Below are 16794 nucleotides of genomic sequence, written 5' to 3'. Positions count from 1 at the left end.
AGAGACGCGATGTTCAGACCAGACAGGCGGGCGGGCATCCTCGTCGCGGGGCTCGTCCTCGCCCTGAGCGCGTGCAGCAGCCACGGCGGCAAGAAGGCCCAGGAGACGGCGGAGAACCCCGCCGCCGGCCACGCGAACACCCCCCGCATGAAGATCGCCCTCGTCACGCACCAGCCGCCCGGCGACACGTTCTGGGACATCGTCCGCAAGGGCGCGCTGGCCGCTGCAGCCAAGGACAACGTGCAGCTGATCTACTCCAACGACCCGGACGGCGACAAGCAGGCCACCCTGGTGCAGAACGCCATCGACAGCAAGGTCGACGGCATCGCGGTCACCCTCGCGCATCCGGACCCGATGGCCGGCGTCGTCAAGAAGGCCGTCGCCGGCGGGATCCCGACCGTCGCGATCAACGCGGGCCTGGACCAGTGGCAGAAGCTCGGGATCCTCCAGTACTTCGGCTCCGACGAGAGCGTCGCCGGGGAGAGCGCGGGCAAGCGGCTGGGCGCCGAAGGGGCCAAGCACGCCCTGTGCGTCCTGCACGAGCAGGGCCAGGTGTCCCTTGAGGCGCGCTGCGGCGGCCTGACCAAGGGCTTCTCCGGCAAGACCGACAAGGTGTACGTGACGGGGACGAACATGCCGTCCGTGCGGTCCACCATCGCCGCCAAGCTGAAGCAGGACAAGAGCATCGACCGGGTCGTCGCCCTCGGCGCCCCCTTCGCGCTCACCGCGCTGCAGTCGGTCAAGGACGCCGGCAGCACCGCCAAGGTCGCGACGTTCGACATGAACCCGGCCATGGTCAAGGCGGTGCAGGACGGCCAGATCGAGTGGGCCGTCGACCAGCAGCCCTACCTGCAGGGCTACCTCGCGGTCGACTCCCTGTGGCTCTACAAGACGAACGGCAACGTCATCGGCGGCGGCAAGGCGACGCTGACCGGGCCGTACTTCGTCGACAAGACCAACGTCGCTGCGGTCGCCAGGTTCGCCTCGCGTGGTACGCGGTAGCGACGGTGCCGGGGCCGGGCCGACACCCGTCCCCGGCGCCTTCGAGCCCTGGAGGTGCTCATGAGTCACGCAGTGCGCGTCGGCGAGGCCCCGCCGTCCGTGCCGGACGAGCGGCTCGCCCGCCGGTCGCCGCTCGCCCGCCTGCTGGCACGGCCCGAGATCGGCTCGCTGGCCGGCGCGGTCGTCATCTACGTCTTCTTCTTCGCCGTCGCCGAGCCGTTCCGTGGGCTCGACTCCCTGGCGACGATCCTGTACGCCAGCTCCACGCTCGGCATCCCGGCGGTCGGGGTCGCGCTGCTGATGATCGGCGGTGAGTTCGACCTCTCGGCGGGTGTGGCCGTGACGAGCGCGTCGCTGGTCGCCTCGATGCTGAGCTTCCAGCTGACGATGAACGTGTGGGTCGGGGTCGCCGTGTCGCTGCTGCTGGCCCTGGGCGTCGGCGCGCTCAACGGCTACCTGGTCATGAAGACCGGGATTCCCAGCTTCCTCGTGACGCTGGCGACGTTCCTGATGCTGCAGGGCCTGAACCTGGCGATCACCAAGCTCATCACCGGGAACGTCGCCAGTCCGGACATCTCCGATATGGACGGCTTCGGGGCGGCGCAGAAGGTCTTCGCCGCCGAATGGGACATCGGGGGCCTGTCCCTGCGGATCAGCGTGCTGTGGTGGCTGCTGTTCGCCGCGATCGCCACGTGGGTGCTCCTGCGGACGCGCGTCGGCAACTGGATCTTCGCGGTCGGGGGAGCGCAGTCCAGCGCGCGGGCGGTCGGCGTCCCGGTCAAGGGCGTGAAGATCGGCCTGTTCATGACGGTCGGCTTCCTCGCCTGGTTCACGGGCATGAACCTGCTGTTCTCCTTCAACACCGTGCAGTCCGGCGAGGGCGTCGGCAACGAGTTCCTGTACATCATCGCGGCGGTCATCGGCGGCTGCCTGCTCACCGGCGGGTACGGCTCGGCCGTCGGCGCCGCGACCGGGGCGTTCATCTTCGGGATGACCACCCAGGGCATCGTGTACGCCGGGTGGAACCCCGACTGGTTCAAGTTCTTCCTCGGCGCGATGCTCCTCTTCGCCACCCTCCTCAACCTCTGGGTCCGCCGGCGAACGGAGGCCGCACGATGAGTGACATCCTGACGGAGACGCCGCTGGTGCGTCTCACCGACTGCGAGAAGCGCTACGGCAACATCATCGCGCTGACCGGCGTGTCGCTCGAGGTCCACGCCGGCGAGGTGACCTGCGTGCTCGGCGACAACGGCGCGGGCAAGTCCACGCTGATCAAGATCATCGCCGGGATGCACCAGAATGACGCCGGCACATATGAGGTCGAGGGCGAGCGGGTGCGCTTCGCCTCCCCGCGCGAGGCCCTCGATCGCGGCATCGCGACGGTGTACCAGGATCTGGCCGTCGTGTCGCTCATGCCGGTATGGCGCAACTTCTTCCTCGGCTCGGAGGTCCGCAAGGGCGCTGGCCCGCTGAGCCGGCTCGACATCGGCTTCATGCGGCGCACCACCAAGACCGAACTGGCCAACATGGGCATCGACCTGCGCGACGTCGACCAGCCCATCGGCACCCTGTCCGGCGGCGAACGCCAGTGCGTGGCGATCGCGCGGGCGGTCTACTTCGGCGCGAAGGTGCTCATCCTCGACGAGCCCACCGCCGCGCTGGGGGTCAAGCAGGCCGGGGTCGTCCTGCGCTACATCGTGCGCGCCAAGGAACGCGGGCTCGGCGTCGTCTTCATCACCCACAACCCGCACCACGCCTACCCGGTCGGCGACCGCTTCCTCATCCTGAACCGCGGCCGTCCGCTCGGCGACTACACCAGGGACGAGATCACCCGGGAGCGGCTCACCGCGCTCATGGCAGGCGGCGAGGAGCTCGAGCAGCTCAGCCACGAACTCCAGGGCGCCGCCGCCACCGACACCGAACTCGGCAAGGTCGCGCAGGAGCTCGAGCACGAGGTCGCCGAGCTGTCGGCCCGGCCGATGCCTCCCGAGCGGCCGGCTCCCTGAGGCACGTAGGGGGTGTCCGGTGGATCTTGTTCGTAGCGAGCCGGACGGAGATCCACCGGACACCCCCTGGAGACCCCGCTGGGAGCGTCGCCGTTTCCGCCCGCCCGGAAACGGCGATCTTCCGGCGATCGACGAAGGAGGAACAGTGGAGGCCGGTTCGCGGGAACGGGTGATCGGCGTCGGGGTGATCGGCGCCGGTTGGATGGGGCACGCGCACGCCCGCGCGTACGCCAGGCTGCCCCACCACTATCCCGAGCTGCCCGTACGGCCGCGCCTGGCGGCGGTGGCCGAGACCGTGCCCGCCCAGCTGGCGGACTTCGCGTCCCGGTTCGGCCCCGACCGCCGCTACACCGACTGGCGGGACCTCCTCGCGGATCCCGAGGTCGAGGCGGTCAGCGTCACCGCCCCGAACGCCCTGCACCGCGAGATCGGCGTGGCGGTCGCCGAGGCGGGCCGCCACCTGTGGATCGAGAAGCCGGTCGGCCTCACGGCCGGGGACGCCCGCGCGGTGGCCGAGGCCGTGGCCAAGGCGGGGGTCCGGTCGACCGTCGGGTTCAACTACCGCAACGTCCCCGCCGTCACCCGCGCCCGCGACCTCATCGCCGAGGGCGCCATCGGCACGCCCACCCACGCCCGCGTCCACCTGCTAACCGACTACGCCGCGCATCCCGCCGGCGCGCTGACCTGGCGGTTCCTGCGGGAACACGGCGGCTCGGGCGTGCTCGGCGACCTGGCCTCCCACGGCGTCGACCTCGTCCGCTTCCTCCTCGGCGACCTCGAGCGGCTGGTCGCCGACACCGCCGTCTTCGTGCCCGAGCGCCCGCTCGCCACCCCTGGCGGCAGCCACTACGCGGTCGTCGACGCGGGCGGGCCCGTCGGCGCGGTGGAGAACGAGGACTACGTCTGCGCCCTGCTGCGGACCCGTGGCGGGGTCCGGGTGACCTTCGAGGCGGGCCGCGCCGAGGTGGGGGAGCAGAACACCTACGGCTTCGTCGTCCACGGCACCACGGGGCTGGTCGGCTGGGACTTCCGGCGCGCGGGTGAGCTGGTGGTCTCCGCCGGCGGGGACTACCAGAACCAGCCGGCGACCACGGTGTTCACGGGCCCGGGCGACGGCGAGTACGCGCGCTTCCAGCCGGGCGCCGGCATCGCGATGAGCTACGACGACACGAAGGTGACCGAGGCCGCCGCCTTCCTGCGGAGCGTGGCCGAGGGCGTGCCGCACGGCGCGACGATCGAGGACGCCGTCCGCAGCGCCGAGGCCCTGGAGGCCATGGAGCGGTCCGCCGCCACCTCCGCCTGGGTCGATCTGTGACCTAGGCGGCCACGGTGACGTCGGTGAAGGGCAGCAGCCGCTCCGCCCAAGGGAAGACGCCGAACCACAGCAGCGCGACCACCGCCGCGATCAGCAGCACCGACACGGCCAGTTTGGCCGGTCGGCGGCCTGGCAGTCTGGCCCAGATCCAGGGGTACATCTCAGGTCCTCTCGGTCCGGCGGAGAACGGCGGCTACGGGTGGCGGAACCGGCCCAGCTCGGCGGGCCACCCCGTCTTCTTGGCCTGTTCGCGGCTCAACTCGGCCTGCACGACCAGCCGCTGGTAGTTGTCGAACTTCGGATTGCACGTGGTCAGGGTGAGCAGCCGCCGGGTGGGCCTGCCTCCGGGATGGTCCGGGTCATGGTCGACGACCTCCACCTGGCTCGGCCGTACGACCCGGAGGCGCAGCACCCGGTAGACGAACCAGCCGCTACGAGTCTCGACGACGATGAGGTCGCCCGGGCGCAGCCGGTCGAGGTTCCAGAACACCGAGGGAAGCCGGTGCCCGGCGATCGCGAGGTTGCCGACGGCGCCGGGACGGTCGCTCTTCGGGTAATGACCGGGCCCCCTGGCCAGATCATCTTGCGAGACCCCCTCGACGACCTGCCACTTCTTGCGCAGCCGTGGGATGTACAGCCGGCTCACCGGCTGGCCGGGGACGGGCTTCGCATCCGCCGCCCACGCCCGGGTCAACTGCCTGTCCAGCCGATGCTGCTCCCGGTCGAGGGCCCACCACCCGCCGAGGAACTCATGGGCGCCGAACAGCAGGACCACCAGCCCCAGCGTCAGCATGACCTCGCCGGCGACATAGGCCGCGCCGCGGCGGACCGCGGGTGCCGCACCGGGGTCCTTCCCGCTCCTCCGCGGTACGGCGGTATTCGGGGAACCAGACCCCACGATCGCTCCCTACGTGAAAATGAACAAGGTTAACTGGCGATTAAAGCGCGAAGACGCCCAGGCATAATCACGAACGCGGGTCGCGCCGTTCAGCGGATTCGCCATGATAATAACGGCGTGATGAGTACGTCATAGTCAATCAAATGAAAGGCTGCACGTCGAGCAGGTCGACTTGGAATCCGCCAGCCCTTCCCCCGCAGAAGGTAACCGAATAATGAGCAATTCGAACGCTGAGTCACCCTTGCATTGGCAGTCTTCGGTACGCGCGCTCACGAGTCTCGGCGCGGTGCTTTTGTTCGCCGGAGCCATGCTCGACCTGGCCGCGCTCCTGGGCGGCCGGCCGGCGGCCGCGACACCGCGCCCGGCTCCGACGGCGGCCGTCGTCGGGGGGTACCTGGACTGGGCCCTGCTGGACACGATCCGCGTCGCGGCACCCGACGCCGCGAAGGCGCCGGCCGAGCCGTCGGTCACGGTGAGCGACGGCGCCCGGCGGCGGCCCGACGGAGGCTTCCAGTTCGTGGCGGCCGGGGGGTCGTACGACACGGGCTCGAAGGCGGCGACGGTCCACTACCGCGGAACGGTCACGCTGGCCTATCCCGACGACACGGTCGTGATCGCCGATCCCACGGTCGTGCTGAGCGCGTCGAAGGCGGTGCTCCGCGCGGACGTCGACGCCGTCACCGCCGGCCCCGCAGGAGGGGCGAGCCCCACCGCCACGCCTGAGACGACCGCGAGCCCGGGCGGGACCGCCCGGCAGGCGGAGATCGGCCGGCTCGTGACGTACGGCCTGCCGCCGGAGACCTCGTCGCGGACGATGACCTGGAGCCAGGTCCCGGCGACGCTGACGGCCACCGGCGCGCGGGTGCTGCCCGACACCCGGGAGGGCGGCAGCCTCGGTTCGCTGACGATCGCCGCCACCGTGCGCACGAGCGTGCCCTCGTCCGCCGCCACGCGGGCGAAGGCCCTGGCCACGACGGGCTCCCCGACGACGACACCGAGCCCGACGGCGACGTCCCCGACGCCGTGCCCCACGGACACCACCGGCACGTCCGCCACCCCGACGGGAAGCCCGTCCCCGACCGCGACGAGCACCGACTGCGCGTCGCCGGACCCGTCGCCGTCCTCCTCGACCGATCCCGGGAACTCGACGACCTCGGGGAACAACGGCAGCCTCGCCAAGACCGGCAGCAGGATCGTTCCGATCATGCTGTTCGGGACCACCCTGAGCGTGGTGGGCGCCGGGACGATGCTGGTCGCGCGCCGCAGGGCGGTCGCCGCCGCCCGGAGCTGACCGGACGCGAGAACGAGACCGGCGGCCGCCCCCATCCGAGGGGCGGCCGCCGGTCCCGTTCGCGGGTCAGCCGAACCGGCCGTGCACGTAGTCCAGCGTCCTCTGGTCGGTGGGGGACTCGAACACGCGCCGGGTCGGCCCGTACTCGACGATGCGTCCCGGGGTGCCCTCCTCCGCGAGGAAGAACGCGCACTCCTGCGACACCCGCTGGGCCTGCTGCATGTTGTGGGTGACGATCACGATCGTCACCTCATCCGCGAGCTGCTGAATCGTCTCCTCGATCCGCCGGGTCGAGGTCGGGTCCAGCGCCGAGCAGGGCTCGTCCATCAGCAGCACGTCCGGCCTGATGGCCAGCGACCGAGCGATGCACAGCCGCTGCTGCTGCCCGCCGGACAGGGCGCCACCGGGTGCCCGGAGCCGCCCTTTCACCTCACGCCACAGGCCCGCCTTCGTCAGGCACTCCTCGACGAGCCGGTCCCGTTCGGATCTGCCGAGCCGCATGCCGACGAACTTCGGCCCGGCGAGCACGTTGTCGGCGATGGACATCATGGGGAACGGATTGGGCTTCTGGAACACCATGCCGATCCGCCGGCGCGAGTCGGTGATCCGCTGCCCCGGGCCGTAGACGTCGACCCCGTCGAGCAGCACCTGGCCCGACATCGACGCCGACGGCACGAGCTCGTGCATCCGGTTGAGGATCCGCAGGAAGGTCGACTTCCCGCAGCCGGACGGGCCGATCAGAGCGGTCACCATGCCGGAGCGCACGGCGAGCGAGACGCGTTCCAGCACCTTGTTGTCACCGAACCAGGCCGAGATGTCACGCGCCTCCAGCGCCGAGCCGGCGGAGGAGCCCTCCGGCGGCCCGGCACCGGCGTCCGCGTGCGCTGTCGCCGTGTCGGACGGAGTCGTGGTCGAGGGATTCACGGTCCCACCTCGGTATTCGTGGTCAGGTGTAAGTCAGGGTCGGGGGCGGGTGCCGTCCGCGGCTTCGCGGCCGTGCCGAGCCGGCCGCCGGAGAGGGCGACGAACCGGCGGACGGCGGCGATGCAGTCGATGTGACGCAGGTACGGCGCGTAACACCGCGCCACCACCTCCCCGTCGCCCGCCTCCAGCGCCCAGATCCAGCGGCCCGTCGGCTGCCGCGTGACCGTCGGCGCGCGTTCCTTGACGACCGCGCGCACCCATTCGAGGTGAATGGAGCAGTCGGCGTGGTTGTCGAAGGTCTTCGGCGAGATGGCGAGCACCCGATTGTTGCTGCTCAGTAATCTCCATCGATATCGACCGTCTCTTCCCGCGCGAATGTGAAACCCCGCCACTTACGTCTCCCTCAATGAATTCGCTACCCGCGCCGGTCGCCGCCGCAAAAGAAATCCCGTGAGAGGGTCGAGGATCAGCCCATGTCCTCACAGCACATTCGGCAGCAGTCGGGCGGTGTTCTCATAGACGTTCCACACCACGGCCGCGAGGAGCGGGATCGCGGCCAGGTGGGTCTGCCATCGCCCCCACCGGACGCGCGACCAGGTGATGGCCGGCGCCAGTAGGGCGAGAGCCTGCGACCACAGCACCAGCGGCAGCAGCGCCGCCGGGTCACTCGCCATGGTCTTGTCCGCGTCGGCCTCCACCGACGGCGACCCGGCCGTCTGCTGTACCGGGCTGGTCTGCCAGGCGTCGACGTAGATCGCCTTCGTGGGCCACAGCGGGTCGTCGGCGGTGGCCAGGATGAGCCGCGCCCCGCCGGCACCGACCGGCTGCGGCAGCGGATCGGTGTCGTGGCGGACCCGCTCGACCCGGTAGGGCACCATGCCCTGACCGGTGTAGACGGTGAGCGGATCGCCGGGGCGCAGGGCGTCGATGGTCCGGAACGGCCCGCCGTACGCGGCGCGCCGGCCCGTGATCACCGCGACTCCCGGCTGGCCGGGAAAGGCGGTCGCCGGGCGGTGGCCCGGACCGTTCATCAGGTCGCCGGACGCGGTGCCCTCGACGACGACCTGGCGAAGCCTCAGGCCCGGGATGTCGAGCACGGCGATGGGGGTGCCGGAAGGCAGCCGCCCCCCGGTCCGGGTGACCGGCCCGACCGGCGCCGTGGCCTGGGCGAGCCGGTGGCGGAAGTTCTTGTACATGACGCTCTGCGCGCGGCTCTGTGAGATGCCGGAGAAGGCGAGCAGGTAGACCACGAACCCGAGGAACAGCAGCGACAGCAGTCCCAGGGCGGAGACCGCGACGTCGTGCCGCGCCGGCTGGCTCGGCGCCTCCCGAGGGGCCTGCTCGGGCCCGGGCGCGACGGGCTCCGGCGCCTTCTCGCCGGAGCCCTCGGGACCGTGCTGCGACGCGACGAGGGTGGTCACGAGCGCCCCGGAACCCGCGCCAGGGCGGCCCTCAGCAGGCTCCCGGGCCGCCGGAGGTCGCGGACGACCAGACTCGCCGCCCCGGCCAGCAGGCCGAGGCCGAGGAGGACCGGCAGCGCGAACCGCAGCGACGAGGCGACGGTGGGCCGTCCGCGCCGGGCGAGGGAGTACCGCGCCGGTGTGATCGAAGGCCCGGGATGCTGCGCGGCCCCCGTCGGGGAGGCCGTCGTCGCGGATGTCGTCGTGGGCGTCGCCGAGCCGGCGGTCAGGGGCCCGGAGCCGCCGCCAGCGCCCGAACCCGAACCGGAGCCGGAGCCGGAGTGATGGCTGTGGCTGGGGCTGGGCTTGGGCGCCTTGGCCACGGCCTTCCGTACCGCGGCCGCCGCCGCCCTGGTCTGCGCCTTCATGGCGGAGGACAGCGGGAGGTAGCCGGCGGGCAGGTCACCGAGCTGGGTGCCCGGCACCTGGCCCGCGCCCGCGGCGTGGTCGAGGAAGGTGCCGAGCGCGTTCGCCTTGGCCGAGGTCAGCCCCGACGTCGGCACGGCGGAATAGGTGACGTTGGTCAGCGGGTAGGCGTCGGCGGGCAGCCGGCCGAAGTCGACGCTCTTGGTGATCTTGTCGCTGCCGGTCACCATCGCGCCGACCGCCGAGGTCATCGCGGCGGGCGTCGGAGCGACGAAGGCGCCGCGGGGGTTCTTCACCTTGGCCATAGGGATGTTCAGCGGGACGGCCTCACTGGTGTCCAGGAGCCCGAGCAGGAAGCGTCCGCCGATCGACTGCGCGGTGTCCGCACCCTGGGTGCAGGCCCCGGTGCTCGGGTCGGTCGCCGGGCCGAGACGGGTCAGCGGGAGGCGGCCGATCAGCGCCTGGGCGACGGCTCCCACCGACGACGCGGTCGGGTACTTGTCCTGGACGGGAGCGTACGTGCAGGTGCCGACCTTGTCCGTCAGGCCGTCGCGTAGTTCGAGCGTGTCCTCGGGCAGGGTGATCCCCTTGTAGTACGTGCTCACGTGCATGTCCCACGGGTCGGGCCTGCCGTCGAGGAACGCGCGCGCGTCAGCGTCGGAGCCGATCCAGCGGGTCAGGTCCCAGAGCAGGTCGGTGCCCCCGCCGAGCAGGATGGGGTTGCCGAGGTTGCCGGCCCGTTCCGGCAGTCCCGGGTTCAGCGCGCGCAGCTCCGGATCCGATCCGAAGTTCGTCGGGTTGCCCGTCGTCGCCGGATTGTTGCTCCGTACGCCGTAGGACTGGGTGAGGACCTTGGCCAGCAGTCGCGCGTTGAGGTTCAGCCCGGTGACCTGATGCCCGTTCGCGTCGTCGAGGAGGAACCCGATGCCGAAGCCCGAGATCGCGAGGGGCGCGTACGTGTGCGCCCGGGTCACGTCGCCGCCCAGGGGCCGTATCGTCAGCGCGGCGTCGGCCGCGCCGTTCTTGAACAGATCACGGGCCTGCGGCTCACCGTTCCGGTTGTAGGCCACGTCGACCCGGTTCTTCTGGCTGCACAGCTTCGGCTGCCAGGCCTCCATCACGCGCTGGGCCGCCGTCCCGCCCTCGACGGTGGTGTCGGGATTGCGCAGCGAGCACATGGACGGCGTAGGGGCGAATGACAGCGGCACGACCACCTTGTGGTCCCAGTTGTACGAGCTGAAGGCGTCCGATCCCGGATCGTCGTTGAAAGAGCCGTCCAGGTAGCCCAATGTGGGCACGATGACGAGGGAGCAGGCGGGCACCTCCGTGCCCTTCGCATCGGTCTTACGGGTGCAGCCCAATTCCGGCAACTGCGTAGCCGTGCGGATCTCCATGGTCGCGCGCCCGCCGCCATCGGCACCCGTGATGCCGTAGACCTCATTCGATGAGGGGTTGAGCTGATAGACCACGAGAGGGTTGCCCTTGGCGTCCCGAAAGTCGGAGTGACCGCTTTGGAGGTTGCCGTCCTGGTCGATGGACCAGTACTCGCGGTTGAAGAAGTAACAGTCGTCGCGGCTCGGCTCGGTGCCCCGGCACTGCATGACCACCATGGCGTTGAGCGTGTCTTTCGCCTCCGGCTGAGGGCTCGTCTGCGGGAAATTCCCTTTCCACGACACGTCGAGCGTCTGGTAGACGAGGTCTCGCGTCTGGCTCACCGTGATGCTGCCGTCGACCGAGCCCAGCTTCCAGGGAACCGTCACGGCCGACGACGCCGCCGTCGCCGGGGGCAACGGAGCCGCCAGCGTCTGAACGCCCAGGCCGATCGACACCAGACCGAGCAGGGCGAGCACGAGCGCCATCGCCCGCCGGCGGGCGCTCGGCCTCGGCCTCGGGCCGCGAGGCGGCAACGTGGACACGGAGACCTCCGGGCAATTGAATGATTCGCGATACCCGCCGAGGGGGAGGCGCATGGTGTCGCTTGTATTTCGGGGTTTTGACAGCAAGATCGTAATAGGCGGCTCGCGGGAAATAATGGCATCGCCGCGATAAGAGGGCGTACTGGAAACGTATCATACGGAAACAAGCGGTAAAGCGCCTGCTTGGGGCAGGTTAATACCAACTGAGGGGTTTCGCTCGGAGTGGCGGGGACACGTTACGGATCGCCGATGTAACTGAGCGCTTTTGTGGGCAGCCGAAACGCGAGGAGGATCCGCCGCCGTCGCCGGGGTTCGTCCATTCAGCCAACGGCGGGTAAAGGAGCAATGCGCGGCTGCTGACAGCGTAGCGAACCCGGCTTGATGCGGCGTCTCCTTACGTGGTCGCATCGGATGCGCACCCGGCGCGATTTTGGTCCGGGCCACGGTCACTCGACGGAGGTTTTGGCGTGCTGTTCGGCTCGAGAGCGAAACCGATTTGTGTGGGCTTGGGCGCGGCGGCGATTTTCTCGGTGGGGGCGGCGGCGCTCCCCCCGGCAGGAGCGGCCGCGGAGGCCGCGCCCGCCACGGATTCGGATCCCACGCCCGATCCGAGCCGGCCGCCCACACCCCCTGCCGAGACGCCGCCGGCCACTCCGCCGACGAAGACCCCGCCTGCCACGCCGCCTGCCACCTCGCCGTCGACTCCGTCGAACGGCACTGTGACGGCCGGCCCGCACCCCTCCCTGCCCTCGGGCGGCGCGTCGCCGTCACTGTCGATCCGGTTGTCGTTGTCCGCGGGCAGTGCCGCACCCGGAGAATCGGTGACGGCCACGGTGTGGGTGAGCGCTCACGGAGCCGTCGCACGCCATGCGGCCGTGACCCTCTCGGCGCCGGGCGCGAGCGTCGCGGGTCCCGGAGGCCTGGGCGACCTGGGCTCGGCGGGGCGGTCGGTCTCGGGTTCCGTGCGGATCTCCGGCGGCCACGGTGCGGGGTCGGTCACGGTGACGGCATCCGTCAGAGCCGACCGCGCGGGGGTGCGGACGTCATCCCAGGAGATCACCGTGATCGGCCCCGGAGCCGGCGGGGCGGCCGGCGCGGGACTTCCCTCCGGGTTCTCCGCGCCGGGGACCGCCTCGAACGTCCTGCCGCTGATCGCCGCGGGTCAGCCCCGGCTGCCGCTGGTCGCCCCGGCGCCGATCGTCCCGCGGCGGACGGCGTCCGCCGCGCCGATGACACTGCGCGCCGAGGCGTCGCCTCTCGGCCTCGGGCCCACCGTGTACCGGCTGGTCTGCGCGCAGGTGGCGTGGCTCATCGTGCTACTCGTCAGCCTGTCACTGCTGCTGACCCAGGGCCGGCTGAACCACCGGGGGAGGCACGCGGCACACCGTCGCGGCCGCTGAGGGCGGGGCGGGGACCGCCCTCAGGGGCACCCGTGGTCCGGCGCGGGTCAGGGGTTGCCGCAGCCGTCACCGCGGGACAGGGAGCCGAAGCCCTGCCCGACCACCGCGGCCTGGCCCGCCGCCGAGCAGGTGAAGCCCTGCGGGCCGAAGACGCTCGCCAGGCGTGCCGGAAGGACGCCGTTGTCCCGCTTGGCCACCGCGTACACCGGCCGCTGGTACTCCAGCGGGAACCCGGTGTTGAAGACCTCCTGCCCGGCCGGATCGGTCTTGACCGGAGCCACGACGGACCCGTCGTCGGTCTTGATCCCGCCCAGGCGCAGGTACTTGCGCAGTTCCGGGCAGGACCGCCCGAGCCGGATGAACGCCGGGACGGACGCCGGTGTGATCACGTTGCGCGCGAGCGTGCCGAAGGACGTGCCGTCCCTGCCGGTGCCGACACAGGAGCCCGGCTTGGTGACGCCGATCGCGGACAGGAAGAAGTCGCGCAGCTCCGATCCGCTCGGCGGGAGCAGCGGGACGATCTTCGCGGTGGACGTGCCGCCGACCTTCTGCCACGTCCGCGCGGTGCAGGTGTAGATGGCGGCCAGGTCCGCGGTGCTCAGCCCGGCCGGCGCGTTGGAGACGGAGCCGGCCAGCCAGGACACGCCGTCGTAGGCGTACGGCATGAACGCGAGCGACTCCTCGCCCCCGGCGGCCGGGCGGACCGAGCGGGCGAAGTCGACACACCCGGAGGCGTCGGCCTGCAGGGCCGCGATGCCCTCCGAAGAGGTACGCGGTCGTTCGATCGGCGCGCAGCCGGCCTTCGGGGTGATGGTGGTGGAACCGGTCGCGTCCCACGACGCGAGCTTGTCCGCCGGGGTCGTGGCCTGACCGTTGTAGGTGCCGGCCAGCGCGGTCAGCGCACTCTGGTCGTGGGCGTCGCCCACGCCCACGATGTCGTTGGTCGCCGGGCCCGCCGCCGGATCGGCCACCGCCGGTGTGGCCGGCAGCGCCAGTGCGGCCGCCGCGCAGGCGATCGCGGCCGCCGTCGAAACGCGCTTCAACATGAGCGTCCTTTCTGTGAACGGTGATCCCGGTGATCACCGAGTCGCGGAATCAATGACATGCGTGTTAGATGTCCAAAGGCTGATCATTCGCCGTACGAGGAACGTCGCAGCGCAGTGCTGGAAATGATCCGGGAATCCGGATAAGAAAACTGTGGCGGGCCGCCTGAAAGACGGCCCGCCACAGGTCAGCGAGACGATTCAGCACTGGCCACTAATGGCCGCACCGATCAGTAGCCGCACTGCAGGGTCGGAAGTTTCCCGAACCCGTAGTTCGCGACGACGTTCTGCCCCGCCGTGCTGCAGACGTAGCCGGTCCGGTTGAAGATCGGAGCGAACTTCGACGGCACGGCGCCGCCCACGAGCTTGACGACGTTGAAGACGTTCCGCGTCAGCGTGGTGGAGGTGAAGCCGGTGTTGAGGGACTCGTTGGGAACGGTGCCGTTGATCGGGTTGACGACGGTCCCGCCGGAGTCCTTGACACTGTGGGCCGCCGCCGTGCCCCGCTGGTCCGCGACCGGCGTCTGCCGGCCGTACCAGATGAACTTGGCCACCGAGAACGGGAGCACCGCGTCGTCCGCGCTCTGGCCCGAGCCGAGCGCCAGCGTGAGCTCCCGCGCGTCGTTCTCCTGGATGATCGTGGTCGTTCCCGAGCGGAAGCCGTTGATCACACACGCCCCGGGGCTGATCGCCGTGCCGCCGCCGAGCTGCTGCAGGAAGAACGCCCGGGTGCCGGAGTTGGGGTTGGGAAGGATCGGGACGATCGGAGCGTCCGCGCCGCCGAACTGGTTCCAGTTCGTCTTGTTGCAGAGGTAGATGTCCTTCAGGTCGCCGATGCTCAGCCCGTTCACGACGTGCGAGGTGGTGGTCGAGGTGCCGGCGTAGGTCACCGCGTCCTTCGCGAACGGGATGAACTTCAGGTTGGTCTCACTGGCGTTGGACGGCCGCGACGACCGGGCGAAGTCCAGGCAGCCCGCGGTGTCGTTGTTCAGCGCCGCGATGCCCGCGCCCGACCCGTCGGGCCGGTTGATGCTCGCGCAGCCCGACTTCGGGGTGATCGTCGAGGGCTGGGGCGTGGCGTCCCAGGAGTAGAGCTTGGCGGCCGGGCCGGTCGCGTCGTACGCGGCGGACAGCCCGTTCAGCACGTCCTGGGTCGTGTCGGAGCCGGTGCCGACGATGTCGCCGGTGGCCGGGGCGGACGGCGGGTCGGCGAAGGCCGGCGACGCGGCGAAGGTCAGGCCCATCGCCACGGCACCGATGATCACGGCCGCCTTGTGACTGATCCGCATTTTCGGGTCCCCTTTCAGTCGGACTCACGAGAGAGGTTCCGGATGGTCCTCTCCGGGCTGCGGAATTCGCCCACCAGCAAAATGTCCGGCCGAAATTAACGCGGTGATCTGAATACGGCAACAACAAATGTCCAGGTGGTTAGCCAGTAACCATCAAATTATCGGATGTTCCGAATAACACGACCGGGCGTGTGCGGCGGATATCCCGCCGCACACGCCCGGATTCGAACGTATTTCAGGGTGGCCGGACGTCTTTCGTCCCCTATTCGAGGGGGCAGCGCCCGGAGGGAAGGCTCAGCCCGTGCCGCCTCGACGCATGATGCGGGACAGGGCCGGAGGACCGATCACGGCGCACAGCAGGGAGACCACGGCGATCGCGCCGAGCACGACGGTCATCGCGCCGCCGCCGAGGAAGGAGGAGTCCAGCGACACCGGCCGGCCCGCGACGTCCGTCCCGGTGCCCTTGGTCCCGTACGGCTGGCCGGTCTCCGGGTCGATGCCGGTGGCGTTCGCGGACGTCTGCGCGTTCGGCCCCGCTCCGGCCCCCGTCCCGTTGCCGGCTCCCGCGCCGGTGCCCCCTCCGGCCCCGGATCCAGCGCCGCCACCGCCGCCGGTGCCGGGCTGGTTCGGCCGGGCGGCCTGGCCGCCGCAGTGGGCGCCCGGCGTACCGTCCTCCGGCGGTGGGCAGGGGGCGTGCTCCAGCAGGACGTTGTGCCCGTTCTGCATGGTGGGATTGCCGCACGTCGCCAGGTTGATGTTGGACACGTCGGCGCCCGGGATCCGGCGGATCTGGGTGAACCCGGCCTCGACGAGGTTCTTCGTGAGGGGGGAGTAGCCGATGTTGGACACGTACGACTGCCCCTGGCAGAGGAAGTAGCCGCCGAACCTCGACAGCGTGTTGCCCTTGCCCGTGCTGATCCCGGAATTCGACCCGACGGGCAGCAGGAAGTAGGAGTAGCTGGACAGCGGATAGGCCCGCGGGTCCGAGTAGGTGTAGACGCCGCCCAGATTCTGGGTCAGGTCGCTGTTGATGCGCGCCTGGGTGAGCGCGACCGCGACGTTGGACGCGGTCGGCAGCACGTAGTAACCGCCGTGGTTGAGCACCTTGGCGACGGGGTCGCCCTTCTCCAGCGCGTAGGAGTACTCGACGTACCCGATGGCGCCGTCGCCGTAGCTGGCGTGGATGAAGTTCGACAGGCCGTCCGATCCGGCGAGCGCCTTGGCGCCGGGGAACTGCGGGTAGTTGGACGTGAATCCGCAGAACTGGCCGCCGAGATACCGCTGGCAGAACGGATTCCAGATGCTCGCGTACTGGTTCGCCATCCAGAGTGTGAACTGCGCCGAGGTGCCGGAGCCGTCGGACCGTACGACTGGGATGATCTTCTTGCTGGGCAGGGCCGTGCCGTTGTCGTGGGTGATCGCCGGATCGTTCCAGTTGGTGATCTTCCCGGTGAAGATCTTCGCGATCGTCTCGCCGCTGAGCTTCAGGTTCGTGAACTTCCGGCCGCCGACCTCGATGTGGTAGTGGAACGAGGTGCCGCCGGCCACGACGGGCATGTACGCGTACGACCGCGTCGGCGGATTCTCGCCGGGCGTGACGCCGAACGGGATCTCCGAGACGCCGAAGTCGGTCACGCCCGACTTGAACTGCGCCCGGCCCGCGCTGGAACCGATCGACGAGTAGTTGACGACGAGGCCGTACGACTTGACGTTCGAGATCCAGCGCTCGATCGCGTTCGCGGACCAGGTGGAGCCGGACCCGTTGATGGGCTCGCCCGCCAGCGCCGGGGCGGACGTGCCGAACGTCCACATCGTGGCCAGTGCGAGCGCGGCCGCGGCCCGGATCAGCCGCGCCGGCCACAGGAGACTGCTGCGCTTCATCGA

General features: G+C 70.5%; 15 protein-coding genes. 6 read left to right on the top strand and 9 right to left on the bottom strand.

The genetic code is table 11. The features are described from left to right. Nucleotides 1-9: 9 nt before the first annotated feature. The 4 genes from ABEA24_RS12970 to ABEA24_RS12955 all read left to right on the top strand — a co-directional run bounded on the left by ABEA24_RS12970 (nt 10) and on the right by ABEA24_RS12955 (nt 4323). The gene (locus tag ABEA24_RS12970) at nt 10-1002 is read left to right on the top strand and encodes a sugar ABC transporter substrate-binding protein (RefSeq protein ID WP_345431003.1); all 993 of its coding nucleotides are present in this window, start codon (nt 10-12) and stop codon (nt 1000-1002) included. Between the two features lie 60 nt (nt 1003-1062). After that, nucleotides 1063-2121: an ABC transporter permease gene (locus ABEA24_RS12965; RefSeq protein ID WP_345431002.1), complete on the top strand. Its 1059-nt coding sequence runs from the start codon at nt 1063-1065 to the stop codon at nt 2119-2121. Then, a complete protein-coding gene (locus ABEA24_RS12960; RefSeq protein ID WP_345431001.1) occupies nt 2118-3008 on the top strand; it encodes an ATP-binding cassette domain-containing protein in 891 nt (296 codons plus the stop codon). Before ABEA24_RS12965 ends, ABEA24_RS12960 begins: the two co-directional genes overlap by 4 nt. 145 nt (nt 3009-3153) lie before the next feature. Next, complete coding sequence (locus ABEA24_RS12955) at nt 3154-4323, top strand: Gfo/Idh/MocA family protein (RefSeq protein ID WP_345431000.1); 1170 nt, start codon at nt 3154-3156, stop codon at nt 4321-4323. A gap of 1 nt (nt 4324) precedes the next feature. On the opposite strand, the gene ABEA24_RS12950 is transcribed toward ABEA24_RS12955, so the two are convergent. After that, nucleotides 4325-4483, bottom strand: a complete 159-nt coding sequence (locus ABEA24_RS12950; RefSeq protein ID WP_345430999.1) for a hypothetical protein — start codon at nt 4481-4483, stop codon at nt 4325-4327. Nucleotides 4484-4516: 33 nt separating this feature from the next. After that, entirely contained in the window at nt 4517-5221 is a 705-nt protein-coding gene (locus tag ABEA24_RS12945) for a class E sortase (RefSeq protein WP_345430998.1), read from the bottom strand. A gap of 286 nt (nt 5222-5507) precedes the next feature. Between ABEA24_RS12945 and ABEA24_RS12940 the strand changes: the two genes are divergently transcribed. Beyond that, nucleotides 5508-6512, top strand: coding sequence for an HtaA domain-containing protein (locus ABEA24_RS12940; RefSeq protein ID WP_345430997.1), 1005 nt, complete (start codon nt 5508-5510; stop codon nt 6510-6512). Nucleotides 6513-6578: 66 nt separating this feature from the next. Here the strand turns inward: ABEA24_RS12940 and ABEA24_RS12935 are convergent, their stop codons facing one another. The 4 genes from ABEA24_RS12935 to ABEA24_RS12920 all read right to left on the bottom strand — a co-directional run bounded on the left by ABEA24_RS12935 (nt 6579) and on the right by ABEA24_RS12920 (nt 11178). Continuing rightward, a complete protein-coding gene (locus ABEA24_RS12935; RefSeq protein ID WP_345431433.1) occupies nt 6579-7343 on the bottom strand; it encodes a phosphate ABC transporter ATP-binding protein in 765 nt (254 codons plus the stop codon). Nucleotides 7344-7432: 89 nt separating this feature from the next. Continuing rightward, nucleotides 7433-7756, bottom strand: a complete 324-nt coding sequence (locus tag ABEA24_RS12930) for a hypothetical protein (RefSeq protein WP_345430996.1) — start codon at nt 7754-7756, stop codon at nt 7433-7435. 159 nt (nt 7757-7915) lie between these two features. Beyond that, nucleotides 7916-8857 (bottom strand): class E sortase, encoded by a 942-nt coding sequence (locus ABEA24_RS12925; RefSeq protein WP_345430995.1) that lies wholly within the window; start codon nt 8855-8857, stop codon nt 7916-7918. Continuing rightward, nucleotides 8854-11178 carry a hypothetical protein gene (locus ABEA24_RS12920; RefSeq protein WP_345430994.1) on the bottom strand — a complete coding sequence of 775 codons (2325 nt, stop codon included), beginning with the start codon at nt 11176-11178 and terminating at the stop codon, nt 8854-8856. Before ABEA24_RS12920 ends, ABEA24_RS12925 begins: the two co-directional genes overlap by 4 nt. Before the next feature lie 821 nt (nt 11179-11999). On the opposite strand from ABEA24_RS12920, the gene ABEA24_RS12915 reads away from it, so the two are divergent. Continuing rightward, the gene (locus ABEA24_RS12915) at nt 12000-12578 is read left to right on the top strand and encodes a hypothetical protein (RefSeq protein WP_345430993.1); all 579 of its coding nucleotides are present in this window, start codon (nt 12000-12002) and stop codon (nt 12576-12578) included. Nucleotides 12579-12625: 47 nt separating this feature from the next. On the opposite strand, the gene ABEA24_RS12910 is transcribed toward ABEA24_RS12915, so the two are convergent. The 3 genes from ABEA24_RS12910 to ABEA24_RS12900 all read right to left on the bottom strand — a co-directional run bounded on the left by ABEA24_RS12910 (nt 12626) and on the right by ABEA24_RS12900 (nt 16791). Beyond that, complete coding sequence (locus ABEA24_RS12910) at nt 12626-13624, bottom strand: substrate-binding domain-containing protein (RefSeq protein WP_345430992.1); 999 nt, start codon at nt 13622-13624, stop codon at nt 12626-12628. A 227-nt stretch (nt 13625-13851) separates the two neighbouring features. Continuing rightward, entirely contained in the window at nt 13852-14910 is a 1059-nt protein-coding gene (locus ABEA24_RS12905; protein WP_345430991.1) for a PstS family phosphate ABC transporter substrate-binding protein, read from the bottom strand. A gap of 294 nt (nt 14911-15204) precedes the next feature. After that, nucleotides 15205-16791, bottom strand: a complete 1587-nt coding sequence (locus ABEA24_RS12900) for a phosphate ABC transporter substrate-binding protein PstS (RefSeq protein ID WP_345430990.1) — start codon at nt 16789-16791, stop codon at nt 15205-15207. Between the last annotated feature and the right edge of the window lie 3 nt (nt 16792-16794).

The organism is Actinoallomurus vinaceus, assembly GCF_039542055.1.
Lineage (GTDB): Bacteria > Actinomycetota > Actinomycetes > Streptosporangiales > Streptosporangiaceae > Actinoallomurus > Actinoallomurus vinaceus.
Note: the sequence above shows the minus strand (reverse complement) of the source record. Positions and strands in the feature narration are given on the sequence as shown.

Bases quoted from the DNA above. Each gene is read 5' to 3' on its own strand.
- ABEA24_RS12970 (WP_345431003.1), top strand. From the start codon at position 10: ATGTTCAGACCAGACAGGCGGGCGGGCATCCTCGTCGCGGGGCTCGTC.
- ABEA24_RS12965 (WP_345431002.1), top strand. From the start codon at position 1,063: ATGAGTCACGCAGTGCGCGTCGGCGAGGCCCCGCCGTCCGTGCCGGAC.
- ABEA24_RS12960 (WP_345431001.1), top strand. From the start codon at position 2,118: ATGAGTGACATCCTGACGGAGACGCCGCTGGTGCGTCTCACCGACTGC.
- ABEA24_RS12910 (WP_345430992.1), bottom strand. From the start codon at position 13,624: ATGTTGAAGCGCGTTTCGACGGCGGCCGCGATCGCCTGCGCGGCGGCC.
- ABEA24_RS12950 (WP_345430999.1), bottom strand. From the start codon at position 4,483: ATGTACCCCTGGATCTGGGCCAGACTGCCAGGCCGCCGACCGGCCAAA.
- ABEA24_RS12900 (WP_345430990.1), bottom strand. From the start codon at position 16,791: ATGAAGCGCAGCAGTCTCCTGTGGCCGGCGCGGCTGATCCGGGCCGCG.
- ABEA24_RS12905 (WP_345430991.1), bottom strand. From the start codon at position 14,910: ATGCGGATCAGTCACAAGGCGGCCGTGATCATCGGTGCCGTGGCGATG.